Here is a 15,831-nt window from a genome sequence, read left to right on the forward strand (position 1 = left end):
AAATGAGTGTGCAAAAATATGCAATTTTTTTATAATAACAAATAAAATCCATAACAAATTAATTTAAAATTTGTTTTAACCGGTTATCCTTCATTTTCATCCGGCAGATCTTCATCCACTCCGTTATCAACGGCCATCTTTCTTGGCTGCATACGGTTGTTCATCAGATCGTTATATTCGCTTCTGTTTCTGAAGATTTTAATAGCTGTAAAGATGGCTTCCGTAAAACTCTGCTCATCGGCAATGTTTTTTCCTGCAATATCATAAGCAACTCCATGATCTGGAGAAGTCCTGATAAACGGAAGTCCGGCCGTGTAATTTACACCTTCTTCGTAGGCTAGGGTTTTGAACGGTGCAAGCCCCTGATCATGATACATGGCTAAAACAGCATCAAAGTTTTTATACTTGTTAGGCTGGAAAAAACTGTCCGCAGGATATGGTCCGAAAGCCAGTATTCCATTATCGGAGAGTTCTTTTATTGCCGGTTCTATAATTTCTATTTCTTCTTTTCCGATTACGCCTCCGTCGCCTGCATGAGGGTTCAGCCCCAACACGGCGATTTTAGGTTTCTGCACACAGAAATCCTCAATCAAAGTCTGATTCAGAGCTCTGATCTGTTTTTTTATTTTTTCCTTGGAAATATTTTCTGCTACACTGGCAATTGGAATATGGTGGGTAGAAACAGCTACTTTAAGATCTTCCGTAACCAGGAACATAAGTCCTTTTTTACTGAACTTTTCTTCGAAATATCCTGTATGTCCGGCATGTTTAAAGCCCATCTTTACCATTTCATCCTTATTGATGGGTGCGGTAACAAGAACATCAATGTCTCCTTTCATTAAAGCCTCGGTAGCAAGATCCAGAGAATCAATAGCCATTTTGGTAGATTCTTCCGTTGGTACTCCCAGTTCTACATTCACATTATCCTTGGTAAGGTTTACCATATTCAGTTTTCCTGCCTGTGCCTGCGATGCTTCATTGATGTAGTTGAAATTAAGATTCAGCTTGAAAATATTTTTCTGAAAGGTGAATAACTTTCCCGAGCCAAAAATCACCGGAGTGAAAAAATCCGTAATGGTTTTGTCACTCAGGGACTTCATGATGATCTCCGGACCGATGCCGTTAAAATCACCGATTGAAATTCCTACTCGTACTTTATGGTTTTTTGGGCTCATTTTGATTATCTTTGAAGATTATAATTTACAAATTTAGCAAAAAATAATATGTTCACAGGAATTATTGAAGCAGTTGGCGTTATTGAAAAGATTGAAGAAAAAGGAAGCAACATAGATTTTACATTAACATGTCCTTTTACAAATGAGCTGAAAATAGATCAAAGCCTTGCCCATAACGGATGCTGCCTTACCGTTGTTGAGATAAAAGAAGACCAATATGTGGTAACGGCAATCAACGAAACTCTTGAAAAAACCAATCTTGGAAAATGGGAGGTAGGTACTGTGGTAAATCTTGAGCGATGTATGAAGATGGATGGACGACTGGACGGACATATCGTGCAGGGACATGTTGACAAGACGGGTGAAGTGGCAGGAATTGAAAATAAAGACGGAAGCTATTTTATTACTATTAAATATGAAGATACCGGCAGTTTCGTAACAGTTCCCCAAGGGTCTATTACAGTGAACGGGATAAGCCTTACTGTGGCAAAAAGCGAAGATACACAGTTTTCTGTAGCTATTATTCCTTATACCTGGGAGTTTACCAATATGCAACATCTTAAAATCGGAGATAAAGTTAATTTAGAATTTGACATCATTGGTAAGTATATTGCTAGGTTAATTAAAAAATAGGATGCCAATAAGTAAATACAAAGGATACAGTTTAAGGAACCGGGTGTTTTTCGGTTTTCTGCTCGTATGTTTTTTAAGTGTTGTCGCTACATCGCTGGTTCCCTATTTCGTTTTAAGGAATAATTCCCTGCAACAGAGTAATATTGATATGCAGGAGAAAACTAATGCGGTGATGACCTATCTTAATTATGCGGTAAGCCGAACTCTCGTGGAGACCAAAGATCTTCCGCAGGTGTTGGGCAACAGTATTTTTGAGATAGCGGATATCAACAAACATGATATTGTAATCTACGATCTGCAGGGAAATTACCTGCTCTCCAATAAAGATGAAAGCCTTATTGATCAGAAAACCATACCGGTCAATATCGTCAATAAAATTCTGGCTACTGATGCAAGGGTAGATATTAAAGGATATGACAAATCCAAAGATGCAGAACGCACTTCCTCTTATCTTCTTTTGAAAAACAATGAGCTTGCACCTATAGGAATTGTATATATTCCTTTATATCATAATGAATCTGCCTATCTGGATGTTCTTCACCAGTATGTAAAATATATTCTCCTGGTAGATATTTTCCTCATTCTTTTCAGTATCTGGATTAGCTGGGTAACATCTAACAGTTTAGCGAAAAATATCACCAAATTTTCTGATATGATTACCCGCATTACTTTATTCGAAAATGAAATGCGTCCTATCAGATATTATAAGAATGATGAACTTAATGCGCTGGCAAGAGCGTACAACAGGATGATCCTCCAGATCCAGGATCAAAAGGAAAGATTGCGTTTCAAAGCGTCTGAAGAAGCCTGGAGGGAAATGGCAAAACAGGTTGCTCATGAGGTTAAGAATCCTCTGACTCCTATGAAACTGACCATTCAGAACTTTGAAAGAAAATTTGATCCCGAAGATCCGAATATCAGGGAACGGGTAAAACTGATGAGCAAAACGATGGTGGACCAGATCGACCTGATTGCTACTGTTGCTTCTGCTTTCTCGGAATTTGCCAAGCTTCCTGAAAAAAATAATGAGGTTATTAATCTGAATACGGAAGTTGAAGATATCCTGCGCGTTTTTAACGATGACAGTATTTTTATGCACTCCAACAAGTCGAATATTATGATTAATATGGACAGGATTTACCTTTCCAGGATCATTACAAACCTTGTGACCAATGCGAAACAGGCACAGAGTGATGAGCGTAAACTGATCATCAATGTAGATGTGGAGCAGCACCAGAGAAGAGTGATGATTTCCGTACAGGACAATGGTATTGGAATTCCTGAAAATATGTATGAAAGAATATTCGAGCCTAATTTTACCTCTAAAAACAGCGGTATGGGACTCGGACTTTCCATGGTAAGAAAGATGATCGAAGATTACAAAGGTGAAATCACCGTGAGATCTGAAGTAGGAAAAGGATCTACATTTACCATTACACTCCCTACCAATTTATAGTGAAGCCTTTTAGATTTAAAAATTTTGAAATTCATCAGTCAAAAGATGTTTTCCGTGTGGGAACAGATGGTGTGTTGTTGGGGATTCTGGCTGATGTGGAAAATGCCTCGGAAGTTTTGGAAGTAGGAACCGGAACCGGCCTGATTTCATTGATGCTTGCCCAGAGAAACCAGGATGCCTGCTTTCTTGGACTTGATATCAATGAAGAGGCAGTTTTACTTACCAAAACAAACTTTGAACATTCCCCTTTTCGTTCAAGGCTGAAAAATATTCATCAGGATTTTAAAACCTTTGACACTGAAAGGAGATTTGATCTTATTGTTTCAAATCCGCCTTATTTTGAAGAATCCACTTCCGATAAGGATAAACTGGCACGCCAAACTGTTGAACTGAATTTTAAACAGCTTATCGAAGTCTCTGCAAAGTTATTGTCAGAACAAGGTGTTTTGTCGGTGATCATTCCTGCCGAAGCTGGAAACGGCTTTATTGAATCGGCTTTGAAATGCCGGTTGTTTTTAAAGCGAAAGATCAATATCAAAGGGATAGAGGGGTCAAAAACGAAAAGATTAGTTCTTGAATTTTCATTTACCGAAGGAATGATTAAAGAGTCTGATTTCGTGATAGAAAAAAGTCCGAGACAATACTCGGACCAATATCTTGAACTCACCAAGGAGTTTCATGTCTTTAAAAACAAGAACTATTAATTATTCAAATAATTCTGCGGTATCCAGCACAGATACTTTTCCATCCTCACATCTGATCGCTTCACCAGGGAAGTTCTGAATCATGTGATAATCATGTGTTGCCATTACTACAGCTGCTCCATTTTCTAGGGCTACCTGCTTCAGAAGGGTCATGATTTCGTTGGAGGTTTCAGGGTCAAGGTTTCCTGTAGGCTCATCAGCAAGAATAAGATCCGGATGGTTCAATAAAGCTCTTGCGATAGCGATACGCTGCTGTTCACCTCCGGAAAGCTCATGCGGCATCTTGTGCTTCTTGCTTTTCATGTTTACGCTTCCCAGCACTTCATTAATGCGGTCTTCCATCTTTACTTTATCGCTCCATCCGGTTGCCTCAAGAACGAATTTCAGGTTTTTTTCAACCGTTCTGTCAGAAAGAAGCTGGAAGTCCTGGAATACGATGCCCAGTTTTCTTCTCAGGTTCGGAATATCCGAAGGTTTCAGCTTGGCAAGCTCAAAGCCTACCACAGCCCCATGTCCTGATGCTAAAGGAATGTGTCCGTAAAGAGTTTTCAGAAGAGAACTTTTTCCGGAACCTGTCTTTCCGATAAGGTAGCAGAACCTGCCTTTTTTAATGTTAAGATTAACATCAGAAAGAACAGTGAAGTTTTTTTGCGCAATTTTTGCGTGCTGTAAGCTTATAATATTATCTCCTGAGATATTTGTATGCGGCATAATTCAATTTTATGGTTCTGTTTCTAACCTATTTTTTCAGATCTTAAAAATAGAAAAAAGAAGCTTAAAAACCTTAAACTTTGGGAAATTTTAACAACAAAAAATGCCTGAAAAACTACTTTTCAAGCATGATTTGTATATGATAATCCGAGATATTATCTCTTAGCGCGGGATGCACTAACAGTTAAACTCTTTCTGCCTTTAGCTCTTCTTGCTGCCAAAACTCTTCTTCCATTTGGCGTAGACATTCTTTCTCTGAAACCGTGTTTGTTTCTTTTCTTTCTTTCTGATGGCTGGAATGTTCTTTTACTCATTACTATATATTTAAATCGTAATTAATCTATTAATTTTCAGGTTGCAAAGATATAGAAATTTTTAAAAGTTACAAACTTTACCCATCTTTTTTTAGAAATTATTTGAAATGTTTTTCATTCCTAATTTTATAAGCTGTACCCCGAAACGAAATCTGGTGTAAATAAATAATATGCAGATCATTTATTTAAAAGCTCTATCTTTGGAAACTCAAATTTAAAGAAAAATAAACACACGATGTTTACACCAGCAGAACTTTTAGATATCAATACATTACTTACGCCTGAAAACAAGATAGTTATTCTCACCCATTATAATCCGGACGGGGATGCTATAGGTTCCAGCCTTGGGTTAAAACATTACCTGGCAGCAAAAGGAATTCCGGCAGAAGTGATTGTACCCAACGATTTTCCGAAATTTCTGAAATGGATGCCGGAATCTAAAAAGGTGATCATCGGTGAGTATAAAAGAAAATATGCATTCGACCTCATCAGTGGGGCAGATGTAATCTTTTGTCTTGATTTTAATGCTCCTTCGAGAATAGGACTGCTGGGCGAATGGCTGACGAAATCGAAGGCTAAGAAAATTCTTATCGACCACCATCAGCAGCCTGAGCAATTTGACTTTGTTTATTCTGATACTGTAATTCCTGCCACTTCACAGATGATTTATCATTTTATAGAAGCGATGGAGGACGAAAAGCTGGTCAATCAGAATATTGCAGAATGTCTTTATACCGGGATTATGACGGATACAGGCGGTTTCCGTTTCCGTTCCACAAGCGCAACCACCCACAGGATTATTGCCCATTTAATTGAAAACGGTGCTGATCCTTCCGTTATCACTTCCAATACATGGGATACCAATACGGTTTCCCGTCTTCATCTTCTTGCTCTGGTATTGGGAAGAATAGAAGTGGTGAATGATGGTAAGGTGGCTGTTTTGTCTCTTACAAGAAACGAACTGAAAGAATTTGGTTTCCAGAAAGGGGATACGGAAGGCTTTGTGAATTATGGACTGAGCATTGCCGGGGTAAAGATGGCGGCTTTCTTTATGGAAGATCTGTATGAGGATTTTATTAAAATTTCTTTCAGAAGTAAGGATGATGTAGATGTCAACCAGTTTTCCAGAAAATATTTTAACGGTGGCGGTCACATCAATGCAGCAGGAGGAAAATCCGATGAATCTCTGGCAGATACTATTGAAACATTTAAGAAAAAACTTCAGCAGGAAGAGCTGTAAGAAGGGAAAAGGGCAAAAATTGTGAAAGGGTAAAACGGTAATTTGCAATTTCTGGTACATTCAGACTCTAAAACACTTATACACACGTACGCTTATACACTCAAGCCTTTAGTGTATCCTTTGCTTTCAAGTTCTTCACATGTATACTCGTACACTTCCTGGAACATGACATCCAGATTTTTCTTGCTGAATAAGCTGAATTTCGTCATTTTGGGAGGATCTAAAAAAATATCACAGGATTTAACCTTGGAATAAACTGATTTTGCGATAGCTAAGTGGAGAATCCGGTCGAATTCTTTCATAAGGCTCATTTTTTTTAATTCATCATAGCTTATGGAGTTGACGTGAGAAGCGATCAGAAAATCACATTTATCAATAATCGGTTCTATGGGAAGGTTATCTAAAACGCCGCCGTCAACATATATTTTTTCTCCTATCCTTACAGGCGGCAGAATGAACGGAACACTTGATGAGGCTAAAAGAGGGCTGAAAAGTTCTCCTTCCGAAAAGAAATCCACAATTCCGTGGGTCATTTCTGTAGCAGTTACATATACAGGAATTTTTAAGATCCTGAAATCATTTTCAGGGAAATGATCAGTGAACAGTTTTAAGATGAAATTGGAGCTGAAAATGCCATTCTTGGAAAGCTTAAGATAGGATCTTGAAAAGAACGTAGTATACTTTACAATATCCATCATTTCATCCGGAGATTTCCCGAAAGAGTAAAATGCTCCTACAATAGAGCCTGCGCTGGTTCCTGAAATAATATGGGGTTTCAGATTATATTCTTCCAATGCCTTCAATACCGCAATATGGGCAATTCCGCGCATGCCTCCACCTGAAAGTGTAAGGCCTATGACCGGCGGTTTCTTTTTTTTGAAAGAGAATAAACCCATTGAAATAATTAATCTTTACTAAGATACAAGAAATTTTGATACACAGACTTAAGTCGGCATTCCGGTCGTCTGTTACAGAACTAATTTTTTTGGCAAATTGTGGAGAAGTTCGGTATTGATGATTTCGGCACAGATGCTGGGTTTTTCCCAATGCCCGTTGTGCCCGCAGTCAAGGATATAAGATTTTATATTCGTTCTGTCCGGCAGATGCTTGATCATGGTATCTGTTTTTACAGCATTATCGTGTTTTCCGGCCAGGATTAAAATTTTAGCTTCCAGGCTTTCAATGACGTGCTTTTTGTCTGTTCTTTCCACCATGCCTTTTACACAGGCAAGTGCGCCCATATTGTTGGTTGAAAGTGCTGTCTCCAGTGCAGTTTCAATTTTCCCTTCCAGAACATCTCTTTCATTGGGATTAAAGAGATTGGGAACCCCGGCACGGGCGTAGTGGGCGAAAGCATCTTTGATGATCCTGTAGCTTTTGATGCGTTGCTGTTTTTTCTCTTCATCATCAGGAAAATAGGTGGAGAAGAATAAAGTCAGGCTTTTAAGGTTTTCAGGATATTTATCTGCAAAAGCCAGTGAAGTATATCCTCCCATGGAATGTCCCAAAAGATGTACTTTGCCTAGTTTCTCATGGTCCAGAACTTTTTTCACTTCATCAGCCATCAGTTCCATGGTGTGGACTTCGGCCAGGATATCAGATTGTCCGTGGCCAGGAAGGTCTATTTTAAGTAGTGAGAAATTTTCTGAAAGGTGAGGCTCCATGTCACTCCAGATAGAGATGTTTTCCATAAAACCATGAAGAAGCACCAAAGTCTCTTTTCCGTTTCCTTTTCTTTCAAAGTTCAGCATAATCTTAGTTGTTTCTTCAAATTTAAATAAAAAAGAGCATTATGAAAATGCTCTTCGATTCTATTGGGTTAATTCGGTATAAATTTTCTTTTCCCATGGTTTTATATCTGTGATACCGTATCTTTCTTTTTTAGAGATCGCGATATTGTCCAGGATGTCTACGAAATTTTTATAACTGGCGTCATCAGTAGGTTTTACAATGACGGTGAAATTTTCCGGTACCGGTGCATTTTTATAAGCTTCAGAAATGATCTTGGATATTTTTACCCCGCTGAAGTCTGTTTCTTTCAGGTTTGTTGCATTCAGGTCCTTCTCATTGCTCTGGTGATAAAATACCCTGTTATCTTTCCCGAGGATAAAAGTAACCTGGTTTTTATCTCCAATATGAGATATGTTTGTTGGATGTGGATTAGGATCCTTTGCCGGAAGCCCTAGATCCATCACATTGGGTTTTGTAAAATTGGTGGTAAACATAAAGAAGGTGATCAATAGAAATCCTAAATCTACCATCGGAGTCATATCCACCCGGATTAATTTTTTTCTTTGTTTGCTTCCTCCCTGTTTTTCTTGTGCGATTACTTCAGCCATAATTCATATTTTTAAATGTTAAACGGTTTTGGTGAAAAAATAAAGTATCGATACTTATTTGAAGGAGTGTATACAAAGTTTGTACCTAAAATTAATAAATAGCAATTAAATTTAAAATCTATAAAATGATTGGCATAAAATAGTTATACAAGATTTTATATTCGTAAGATTTTGTGAATTTTTAAGAATATTGCAATTTTAGTTTTACAAATATTAAAAAAGCCCTATCAAAATAATGATAAGGCTTTTTATTATGTTTAAATTAAAAATTACTTCGTTGTTTTATAGTAATTAACTCCGCATTCTAAGAACTTTTTGAAATCCTCTTTCGGCATATATCCGGATACCGGGGTGTTGATTACTTTTCCATCCGGGGTGATCAGAACGTAGTGCGGCTGGGAATTGTTGTTAAAATTCACCTGCTGAAATAAGCTCCATCGGTCACCAATTGTTTTTACCTTTTTCACCTGTCCGTCTCCAAGATCGATTTTGGTTTTCTGATCTTCAGGAAGTTCTTCCTTGTCATCTACGTACAAGGATGCTAATACAACATCATTTTGTAAAATCGGAAGAATATCCGGCTCGCTCCATACGAATTCTTCCATTTTACGGCAGTTTTCACAACCATAACCCGTGAAGTCGATCAAAATAGGTTTGTTTTCCTTTTTAGCAAGCTCAACGGCTGTAAAGAAGTCATGTTCCGGATGCATGCCCAGAATGCCGTCTTTTTCATCATGGAAATAGCTGACATTCAATGGAGGCAGAATTCCGCTTAATAATTGTAGTTTGGGACGCTCGGAAGGAATTAATCCCTGGATGAGATAAATCACAAAACCTATTCCTAAAGCTCCCAATACCTTTCTGGTAATGGATATTTTCGGCTTTTTATCATCATGAGGAAATCTTATCAGCCCAAATAAATAAAGTGCCAATCCTAATGCAATGATGATCCATATGGCAATAAAAAGCTCTCTTTTTAGCAGGAATGTTTTAGAAACCAAATCGGCTTTAGATAAGAATTTTAAAGCCAAAGCTAATTCTACGAAACCAAGAACTACTTTCACGGTATTCATCCATCCTCCTGATTTTGGAAGGCTCTGTAAAGCTTGCGGGAATAAAGCCAGCAAACCAAAAACAATAGCCCATGCCAGCCCGAATCCTGCCAGTGCAAAGGTAAGCAGCATAGGAACATTGGTAGATCCTGTCACTGCACTTCCCAGTAAACTTCCCAGGATAGGTCCTGTACATGAGAAAGACACAATGACAAGAGTTAATGCCATAAAGAAAATACCAATAATTCCTCCTGCTTCTTCAGCTTTGGAAGATTTATTGGCAATAGAACTCGGTAATGTGATATCATAATATCCGAAGAAACTTCCCGCGAAAAAGATGAATATGATAAAAAAGGCAATATTCAGCCATACGCTTGTGGAAATCTCATTGAAGATGTTTCCGGCAATTCCGTCGATCAGATGGAAAGGAAGACTTAACAGAACAAAGATAAGAAGAATGAAAAATCCATAGATCAATGCATCTCTTTTGCCTTTTGCCTTATTTTTATTTCCTTTGGTAAAGAAAGAAACCGTTAACGGGATCATAGGGAATACACAAGGGGTAAGAAGGGCAATTAAGCCACCTACAAATCCTAAAAATAAATAGGTCCAGTAGTTTTCTCCCACTTTTTCCACGGCAGTTCCGCAATCGGTCAAAGGTTTCTGGAAATCAATGGTTGCTATTTTTAATTGTTTCGGATCAAGCTTTGAAGCTTCTGCCACGGTTACTTCGCCTTTTACAGGGTCTGCGACAACAGTTTCTACCGTTTTTACCGAATCTTTCGGAGCCTCAGTTTTTTCTTCTGTAGCTTCTTCAACTGCTCCTTTTGGGGTTACTTTCTGATTGAACTCTAAAGTATTCGGAGCTAAACAAACCCTGTCATCACAGGTCTGGTAGGTAATTTCAGAGATCACATCTGCAGGCTTTGCAGGATCTTTCAGTTTAAATTTCTGCTTGAAACCGGCTGAATTGGAGTAGAAAACAATCGTTCCCCCGAAAGCCTCTGAAAATTCCTCATGTTTCTTGCCAACTTCAGTAAATTTTCCGATCAGCTCAATATTTTTCCCTGAAACTTTGTATTCGGTAGGAATTCCCGTATCCTCAGGAAGATCTTTGGAATAGATATGCCAGCCGCTTTCCATAGTAGCATTTAAAACAGCTTCATATTGGTTGTTCCCCAAATCGTTGACGGTGAACTTAAACTTTACGGGATTCTTGATCTGTGCATTAATTCCTGCCGCTAAGAAGAGCAGAACTGCTAAAAACCAGTTTCTAAATTTCATTTTTTCTTTTCATTAAAAATTTTGAGAATACTTTTCGTTTTCTCATCCTTTGCATATCTTCTGTCTTGTCTGAGAGGTATAATTCCGAGCACGGAATTTTTGCTGTCACACAGTATCCAAATTTTTGGCCTCGCTAAAATAGATAATTTTTCGTCCCTAAAAAACTTAGAAACCTTCTTTCTGCCTGAAAAACCAGACGGATAGAACTCATCACCATCCTGCTGTTTTCTTAACCGCAGTGGGAACTGAAGTTTTGCGGCATCAAAGTCCCACTCGAAACTGTTATTGATTCCTTCAATATTTTCAATTGTGTCCTCAAGGCTGATACTCATCAGGTCTTCTGATAAATCAAAACTTTCCATCAAAAGGATTTCATCTTTTGTTTCCTGTTCCTTGTTTTTATCTACGAGAATTAACTCATTTCGGTTGATGATGAGGTGATAATCTTTTGAAAAAAAAGAGCTTCCGTTTTCTGCAGTGAAAATCTTGGGGATTTCTTCCTCTTGATCAAATCCGTATTTCTTTAAAATCTCAAATTGTACGAAAGTGCTTTCCAGGCTCAGCTTTTCCTTTGATAAGATTTTGTGCTCCGGGTTAAATAAAGTTATTTTATTTTCAATTTCCTCAATCTGTTTTTCTACAAAATCCCTGGTTTGGTTTAAATAAGAAGAGCTTTTTTTGAAATTTTCCAGAAAATGTTCATTCGTTTCTAAAAGTTTGGGAACGATTTCATTCCTGATTTTGTTTCTTAGATAATCATTTTTTTTATTTGAAAGATCTTCCCGGAAATCAATCTTATTTTTTTCAGCATACTCATAAATTTCTTCTTTTGAAAAATTTAAAAGTGGGCGGATTGTATTATTTCTGCCTGCCGGAATTCCGCTCAGTCCGTTAATGCCTGAAGCTTTGGAAAGATTGATGATGAATGTTTCCAGCTGGTCGTTCAGGTGATGGGCAGTAACAAGAAACTCAAGGTTTTCCTGCTCCCGGATTTCCCTGAAGAAGCGGTAACGGATTTCCCTGGCCCAAAGCTGGATGGAATTTTCCGGTTTTCTATCTTTTTCCGAAACTTCATACAGATGAAACCGAACATGATTTTTCTCACAAAAATCCTGAACCGTTTTCTGGTCCAGATCCGAATCTTCGCCCCGTAGCTTGTAATTGATATGGGCAACCTGGTAAGTAAGCCCCAAACCCTGAAAAAGAGAGGCCAGAACCATAGAATCGGCACCGCCGCTTACAGCCAGGAGATAGCTGTGATTTTCCGGATTTCTGACAAGCTTTTCAAGCTGATTTTTAAAACTGAATTTTTCCAAGACTTATGTTGAAGATTTCTTTTATGCAAAGATAATCCATAAAATTCAATTCAATTTTCCTAACTTTGATTCGTCTAAAAATGATTACATATGAAGATTATTAAAATTTTAGGAATTTCTGCAATGGCGTTGGGGCTAACTTCTTGTGTCAGTAAAAAGCAGTATGACGCATTAAGCACAAACTATAAGCAGTGTATTGAAAATATCGGGGAAAGACAAAGAGAGATCCAGGATTTAAAATCTCAGAACTCTGCATTGACAGGGGAGAATAATCTTTTAAAAAGTCAGCATGATGCTTTGAAATCGTCTTTGGATGCATGTCTTTCCAATACAGGGAAAAGCTCTGCCAATATTGATAAACTGGTTGGGGAAATCAATGCTTCCAACTCTTACATCAAGCAGCTGATCTCTAATAATGCTAAAAATGACAGTCTGAATCTGGCTTTGTCCAACAAGCTTAAAAGATCTCTTGATAATGTAGCAGACGATGACGTACAGGTAAAAGTACTGAAAGGAGTGGTAATGATCTCGCTTTCCGATAAAATGCTTTACAAAACAGGAGACTACAATGTATTGCCTGCTGCTCAGGAAGTGCTAGGAAAAGTAGCTAAAGTAATTAATGATTATGATAAATATTCAGTGCTTATCGAAGGTAACACGGATAATGCACCTTTAAATTCTCCGAACCTGCCAAGAGACAACTGGGATCTTTCTGCATTGAGAGGAACTTCCATTGCTAAAGTCCTTCAGACACAGTTCGGTGTAGATCCGGCAAGAATGACAGCGGGAGGTCGTTCCGAGTATAACCCTAAAGCAACCAATATGAGTGTTTCGGGAAGAGCGGAAAACAGAAGAACGGAAATCATCATCATGCCGAAGCTGGATGAATTCATGAAATTAATGGATATTGCTCCTAAGAAGTAATTGAACATACATACAAAAAATAAATCCCGAAATTATTCGGGATTTATTTTTTTCATCAAATTAGCTCTTCTTTTTTCAATAATGAAATAATCCGATGAAAAAATGAGTTGGATATTTCTGTTTTAGTTTTTTTAGACGAAGAATCCGCCTTGCCTTTCGGCCCTGCGGTCTTCTGATTCTCGGTGTTAATTAGTAGTTTTTCCCCTACATTCATTACTTTTTTCTTAGTGTTTTTACCCTTTGTTCTGTGCAAATGTATCACTAACTTCCATACGAAAGTATCCGTATTTTTACGGTATTTTAAATGGGGTTTTTACGGGGAATGCAACGAAAAATACCGGCTGATAATCATTTTTTCTTTATATTTAAGTACTTTTGGACAATATAAAAGAATTGCAGTATGAGCTTTTTTGAAGAAAAAAATCCTGAAATGGACAGGTATCTGGAGAACCATGCTTCCTCAGAACCTGAAATTCTGAAAAAACTGAGAAGAGAGACCTATCAGAAGACCACACAGCCGCACATGATATCAGGCTATCAGCAGGGAAGGCTTTTAACTATTATTTCCCAAATGATGCAGCCTAAAAATGTACTGGAAATAGGAACTTTTACAGGATATGCAACACTTTGCCTGACAGCAGGACTGGCCAAAGATGGAAAAATAACGACTCTGGACGTGAATGAAGATCTTGCATATCTGCCGAAAAAATATTTTGAAGAGAGTGAATATGCAGAACAGATTGAATTCAGGCTTCAGGATGCAAAACAATTTTTGAGAGAGACAGATGAGGTTTTTGACCTTGTTTTTATAGATGCCGATAAGGAAAACTATGCGGAATATTTCAGACTGATCAAGCCCAGGACAAAATCAGGTTCTGTGGTCATGTTTGACAATGTTCTTTGGTACGGAAAAGTACTGGAGGAAAATCCGAAACAGAAATCCACACAGGTCATCAGGGAGCTGAATGATTTGATCGCAAAAGATGATGATTTTGAAAATCTTATTTTACCTTTGCGTGACGGAGTAAACTTCCTGCGAAGAAAGTAATTAAAAAAATAATTAAAGATTAAGAAGTTTAGAGATTAGGAGACCATGTAATTTCTAAATCTCTGAATTTCCTAATTTCTAAATTAATAAAATGAATAAAGGAATTTGTAATGTTACGGTAGCACCGGTTCGTGCAGATAGTTCTGACAGAGCGGAAATTGTTACGGAAATACTGTTTGGGGAAAGCGCAGATATTTTGGAAGTGAATAAAAACTGGACCAGAATAAAAATGCATTATGACGGCTATGAAGGATGGATGGATACCAAACAATTGAAACCTGTAACAGAGGAAGAGCTGGCAAAAAGAAAAGTGACCATAGTGACTGAAGATTTCTCTTCGGTACTCATGAACGATGGGAAAACCCTTTTATCCATGGGGTCTGAGGTGGAATTTCCGGCGGTGGCTTCAAGAAGGAGCCATGATCTTCGCGAGAGTATTGCTTTGGCGGCAAAAGAATTCCTTAATGTGCCCTATTTATGGGGTGGTAAAAGCTTTTTTGCAGTAGACTGCTCAGGCTTCACCCAGCTCGTTTATAAAATTCATGATATTAAATTGCCGAGAGATACCTATCAGCAGGCAGAAGTGGGTGTACCTTTGACCTTTGTAGAGGAAAGCCAGCCTGGCGATTTAGCCTTTTTTGAAAATCCTGAAGGAAAGATTATTCATGTAGGAATTATGCTGGATAACCAAAAAATCATTCATGCTTCAGGAAAAGTAAGGATAGATACTCTTGATTCTACGGGGATTTTTAACAAAGAAATGAACAAGCACACTCATAAACTAAGAGTAATTAAAAACGTACTCTAGCTTTAAAAACCTTCCAAATGGAGAATGTTATTTTTACAGCTTTTGATATTTTTAATTTCGGATTAGTGGTTTTTTTCTGGTGGTTTACCCTGAAACATTATAAAACCCTCCCTAATAGAATTCCTGTACATTTCGATTTTGACGGGAAGGCTGATAATTTTGGCAATAAAGCCTATTCTTTTTTTACCCCCCTTCTGGGAACGTTTTTCTATTTTTTGTTTGCCTATACATTAAGGCATCCTGAAACAGCTAATTTCCCTGTAGAAATCACAGACCAGAATAAAGATGTCCAGTTCCTGATTATGGAAGCATTTTTGAGGTGGCTGTTCACACTGATCATGCTTATTTTCATGAATGGGCAGGATTATACGTTCAGATATGCTTTTGATGAAAATGTGAAACCTAAAGTTCCATTATCGACAGCTATTTTATCAGTAATAGGAAGTTTAATCATTGTTTTAATTTTTGTAGCGGTATTCAAATGATATATTCTAAAAATAATTCACAACATTATATCTGGGGGAACAATTGTGACAGCTGGGTATTAAACGATTCTGACGATCTTTCTGTAAAACAGGAAAAAATGCCGGCAGGAACTGCTGAAAAACTGCATTTCCATGAAAGGGCAGAGCAGGTTTTTTACATTTTAAAAGGGGAAGCTGTACTGCACATCAATAACGAAAAATTTCAGGTAAAGTCCGGGGAAAGTATTTCCATTAAGCCCGGATCAAAACATTTTATTTCCAATGAGTCTGAAGAGGGGATCGAGTTTCTCGTTATTTCAAGCCCATCTACTCATAATGACCGTATTGAAATTGAAAAATAAT

17 protein-coding genes are annotated in these 15,831 nt (G+C 37.8%); 9 read left to right on the plus strand and 8 right to left on the minus strand.

Going from position 1 to position 15,831, the window contains the following annotated elements; genetic code table 11:
* Positions 1-83: 83 nt before the first annotated feature.
* Positions 84-1,175 carry a 4-hydroxythreonine-4-phosphate dehydrogenase PdxA gene (gene pdxA / locus BUB03_RS20585; RefSeq protein WP_040997597.1) on the minus strand — a complete coding sequence of 364 codons (1,092 nt, stop codon included), beginning with the start codon at positions 1,173-1,175 and terminating at the stop codon, positions 84-86.
* Positions 1,176-1,223: 48 nt separating this feature from the next.
* Here pdxA and BUB03_RS20590 point away from each other — a divergent pair, with 48 nt between their 5' ends.
* From BUB03_RS20590 to BUB03_RS20600, 3 genes are read left to right on the plus strand one after another with little or no spacing between them, the layout of a single operon-like run.
* Positions 1,224-1,808, plus strand: coding sequence for a riboflavin synthase (locus tag BUB03_RS20590; protein ID WP_040997595.1), 585 nt, complete (start codon positions 1,224-1,226; stop codon positions 1,806-1,808).
* A gap of 1 nt (position 1,809) precedes the next feature.
* On the plus strand, positions 1,810-3,264 hold the full coding sequence (locus tag BUB03_RS20595; protein WP_040997593.1) for a sensor histidine kinase: 1,455 nt from the start codon (positions 1,810-1,812) through the stop codon (positions 3,262-3,264).
* On the plus strand, positions 3,264-3,968 hold the full coding sequence (locus BUB03_RS20600) for a tRNA1(Val) (adenine(37)-N6)-methyltransferase (RefSeq protein ID WP_073066699.1): 705 nt from the start codon (positions 3,264-3,266) through the stop codon (positions 3,966-3,968). The genes BUB03_RS20595 and BUB03_RS20600 overlap by 1 nt, the downstream gene beginning before the upstream one ends.
* On the opposite strand, the gene BUB03_RS20605 is transcribed toward BUB03_RS20600, so the two are convergent.
* Complete coding sequence (locus tag BUB03_RS20605; RefSeq protein ID WP_040997590.1) at positions 3,969-4,679, minus strand: cell division ATP-binding protein FtsE; 711 nt, start codon at positions 4,677-4,679, stop codon at positions 3,969-3,971.
* 155 nt (positions 4,680-4,834) lie between these two features.
* Positions 4,835-4,993, minus strand: a complete 159-nt coding sequence (rpmH, locus tag BUB03_RS20610) for a 50S ribosomal protein L34 (RefSeq protein ID WP_040997588.1) — start codon at positions 4,991-4,993, stop codon at positions 4,835-4,837.
* A gap of 235 nt (positions 4,994-5,228) precedes the next feature.
* Between rpmH and BUB03_RS20615 the strand changes: the two genes are divergently transcribed.
* Entirely contained in the window at positions 5,229-6,233 is a 1,005-nt protein-coding gene (locus BUB03_RS20615) for a DHH family phosphoesterase (RefSeq protein WP_040997586.1), read from the plus strand.
* A 92-nt stretch (positions 6,234-6,325) separates the two neighbouring features.
* Here BUB03_RS20615 and BUB03_RS20620 read toward each other — a convergent pair whose 3' ends face one another.
* From BUB03_RS20620 to tilS, 5 genes are all read right to left on the minus strand, one after another.
* On the minus strand, positions 6,326-7,129 hold the full coding sequence (locus BUB03_RS20620) for a patatin-like phospholipase family protein (RefSeq protein ID WP_040997585.1): 804 nt from the start codon (positions 7,127-7,129) through the stop codon (positions 6,326-6,328).
* 72 nt (positions 7,130-7,201) lie between these two features.
* A complete protein-coding gene (locus BUB03_RS20625) occupies positions 7,202-7,984 on the minus strand; it encodes an alpha/beta fold hydrolase (RefSeq protein WP_073066702.1) in 783 nt (260 codons plus the stop codon).
* 60 nt (positions 7,985-8,044) lie between these two features.
* Positions 8,045-8,572, minus strand: a complete 528-nt coding sequence (locus tag BUB03_RS20630) for a biopolymer transporter ExbD (protein ID WP_073066707.1) — start codon at positions 8,570-8,572, stop codon at positions 8,045-8,047.
* A 269-nt stretch (positions 8,573-8,841) separates the two neighbouring features.
* Complete coding sequence (locus BUB03_RS20635; protein ID WP_073066709.1) at positions 8,842-10,908, minus strand: protein-disulfide reductase DsbD family protein; 2,067 nt, start codon at positions 10,906-10,908, stop codon at positions 8,842-8,844.
* The gene (gene tilS, locus BUB03_RS20640; protein ID WP_073066712.1) at positions 10,905-12,224 is read right to left on the minus strand and encodes a tRNA lysidine(34) synthetase TilS; all 1,320 of its coding nucleotides are present in this window, start codon (positions 12,222-12,224) and stop codon (positions 10,905-10,907) included. Before tilS ends, BUB03_RS20635 begins: the two co-directional genes overlap by 4 nt.
* A 90-nt stretch (positions 12,225-12,314) precedes the next feature.
* Between tilS and BUB03_RS20645 the strand changes: the two genes are divergently transcribed.
* The 5 genes from BUB03_RS20645 (at position 12,315) to BUB03_RS20670 (ending at position 15,830) form a co-directional block, all read left to right on the plus strand.
* The gene (locus tag BUB03_RS20645) at positions 12,315-13,148 is read left to right on the plus strand and encodes an OmpA family protein (protein WP_040997574.1); all 834 of its coding nucleotides are present in this window, start codon (positions 12,315-12,317) and stop codon (positions 13,146-13,148) included.
* Between the two features lie 400 nt (positions 13,149-13,548).
* Positions 13,549-14,196, plus strand: a complete 648-nt coding sequence (locus tag BUB03_RS20655; protein ID WP_040997570.1) for an O-methyltransferase — start codon at positions 13,549-13,551, stop codon at positions 14,194-14,196.
* Between the two features lie 91 nt (positions 14,197-14,287).
* Complete coding sequence (locus BUB03_RS20660) at positions 14,288-15,004, plus strand: C40 family peptidase (RefSeq protein ID WP_073066715.1); 717 nt, start codon at positions 14,288-14,290, stop codon at positions 15,002-15,004.
* A gap of 17 nt (positions 15,005-15,021) precedes the next feature.
* Positions 15,022-15,489 carry a DUF1648 domain-containing protein gene (locus tag BUB03_RS20665; protein WP_073066717.1) on the plus strand — a complete coding sequence of 156 codons (468 nt, stop codon included), beginning with the start codon at positions 15,022-15,024 and terminating at the stop codon, positions 15,487-15,489.
* Entirely contained in the window at positions 15,486-15,830 is a 345-nt protein-coding gene (locus tag BUB03_RS20670; protein ID WP_073066720.1) for a cupin domain-containing protein, read from the plus strand. The genes BUB03_RS20665 and BUB03_RS20670 overlap by 4 nt, the downstream gene beginning before the upstream one ends.
* Position 15,831: the final 1 nt, after the last annotated feature.

Source organism: Chryseobacterium oranimense (genome assembly GCF_900129755.1).
Classification (GTDB): domain Bacteria; phylum Bacteroidota; class Bacteroidia; order Flavobacteriales; family Weeksellaceae; genus Chryseobacterium; species Chryseobacterium oranimense.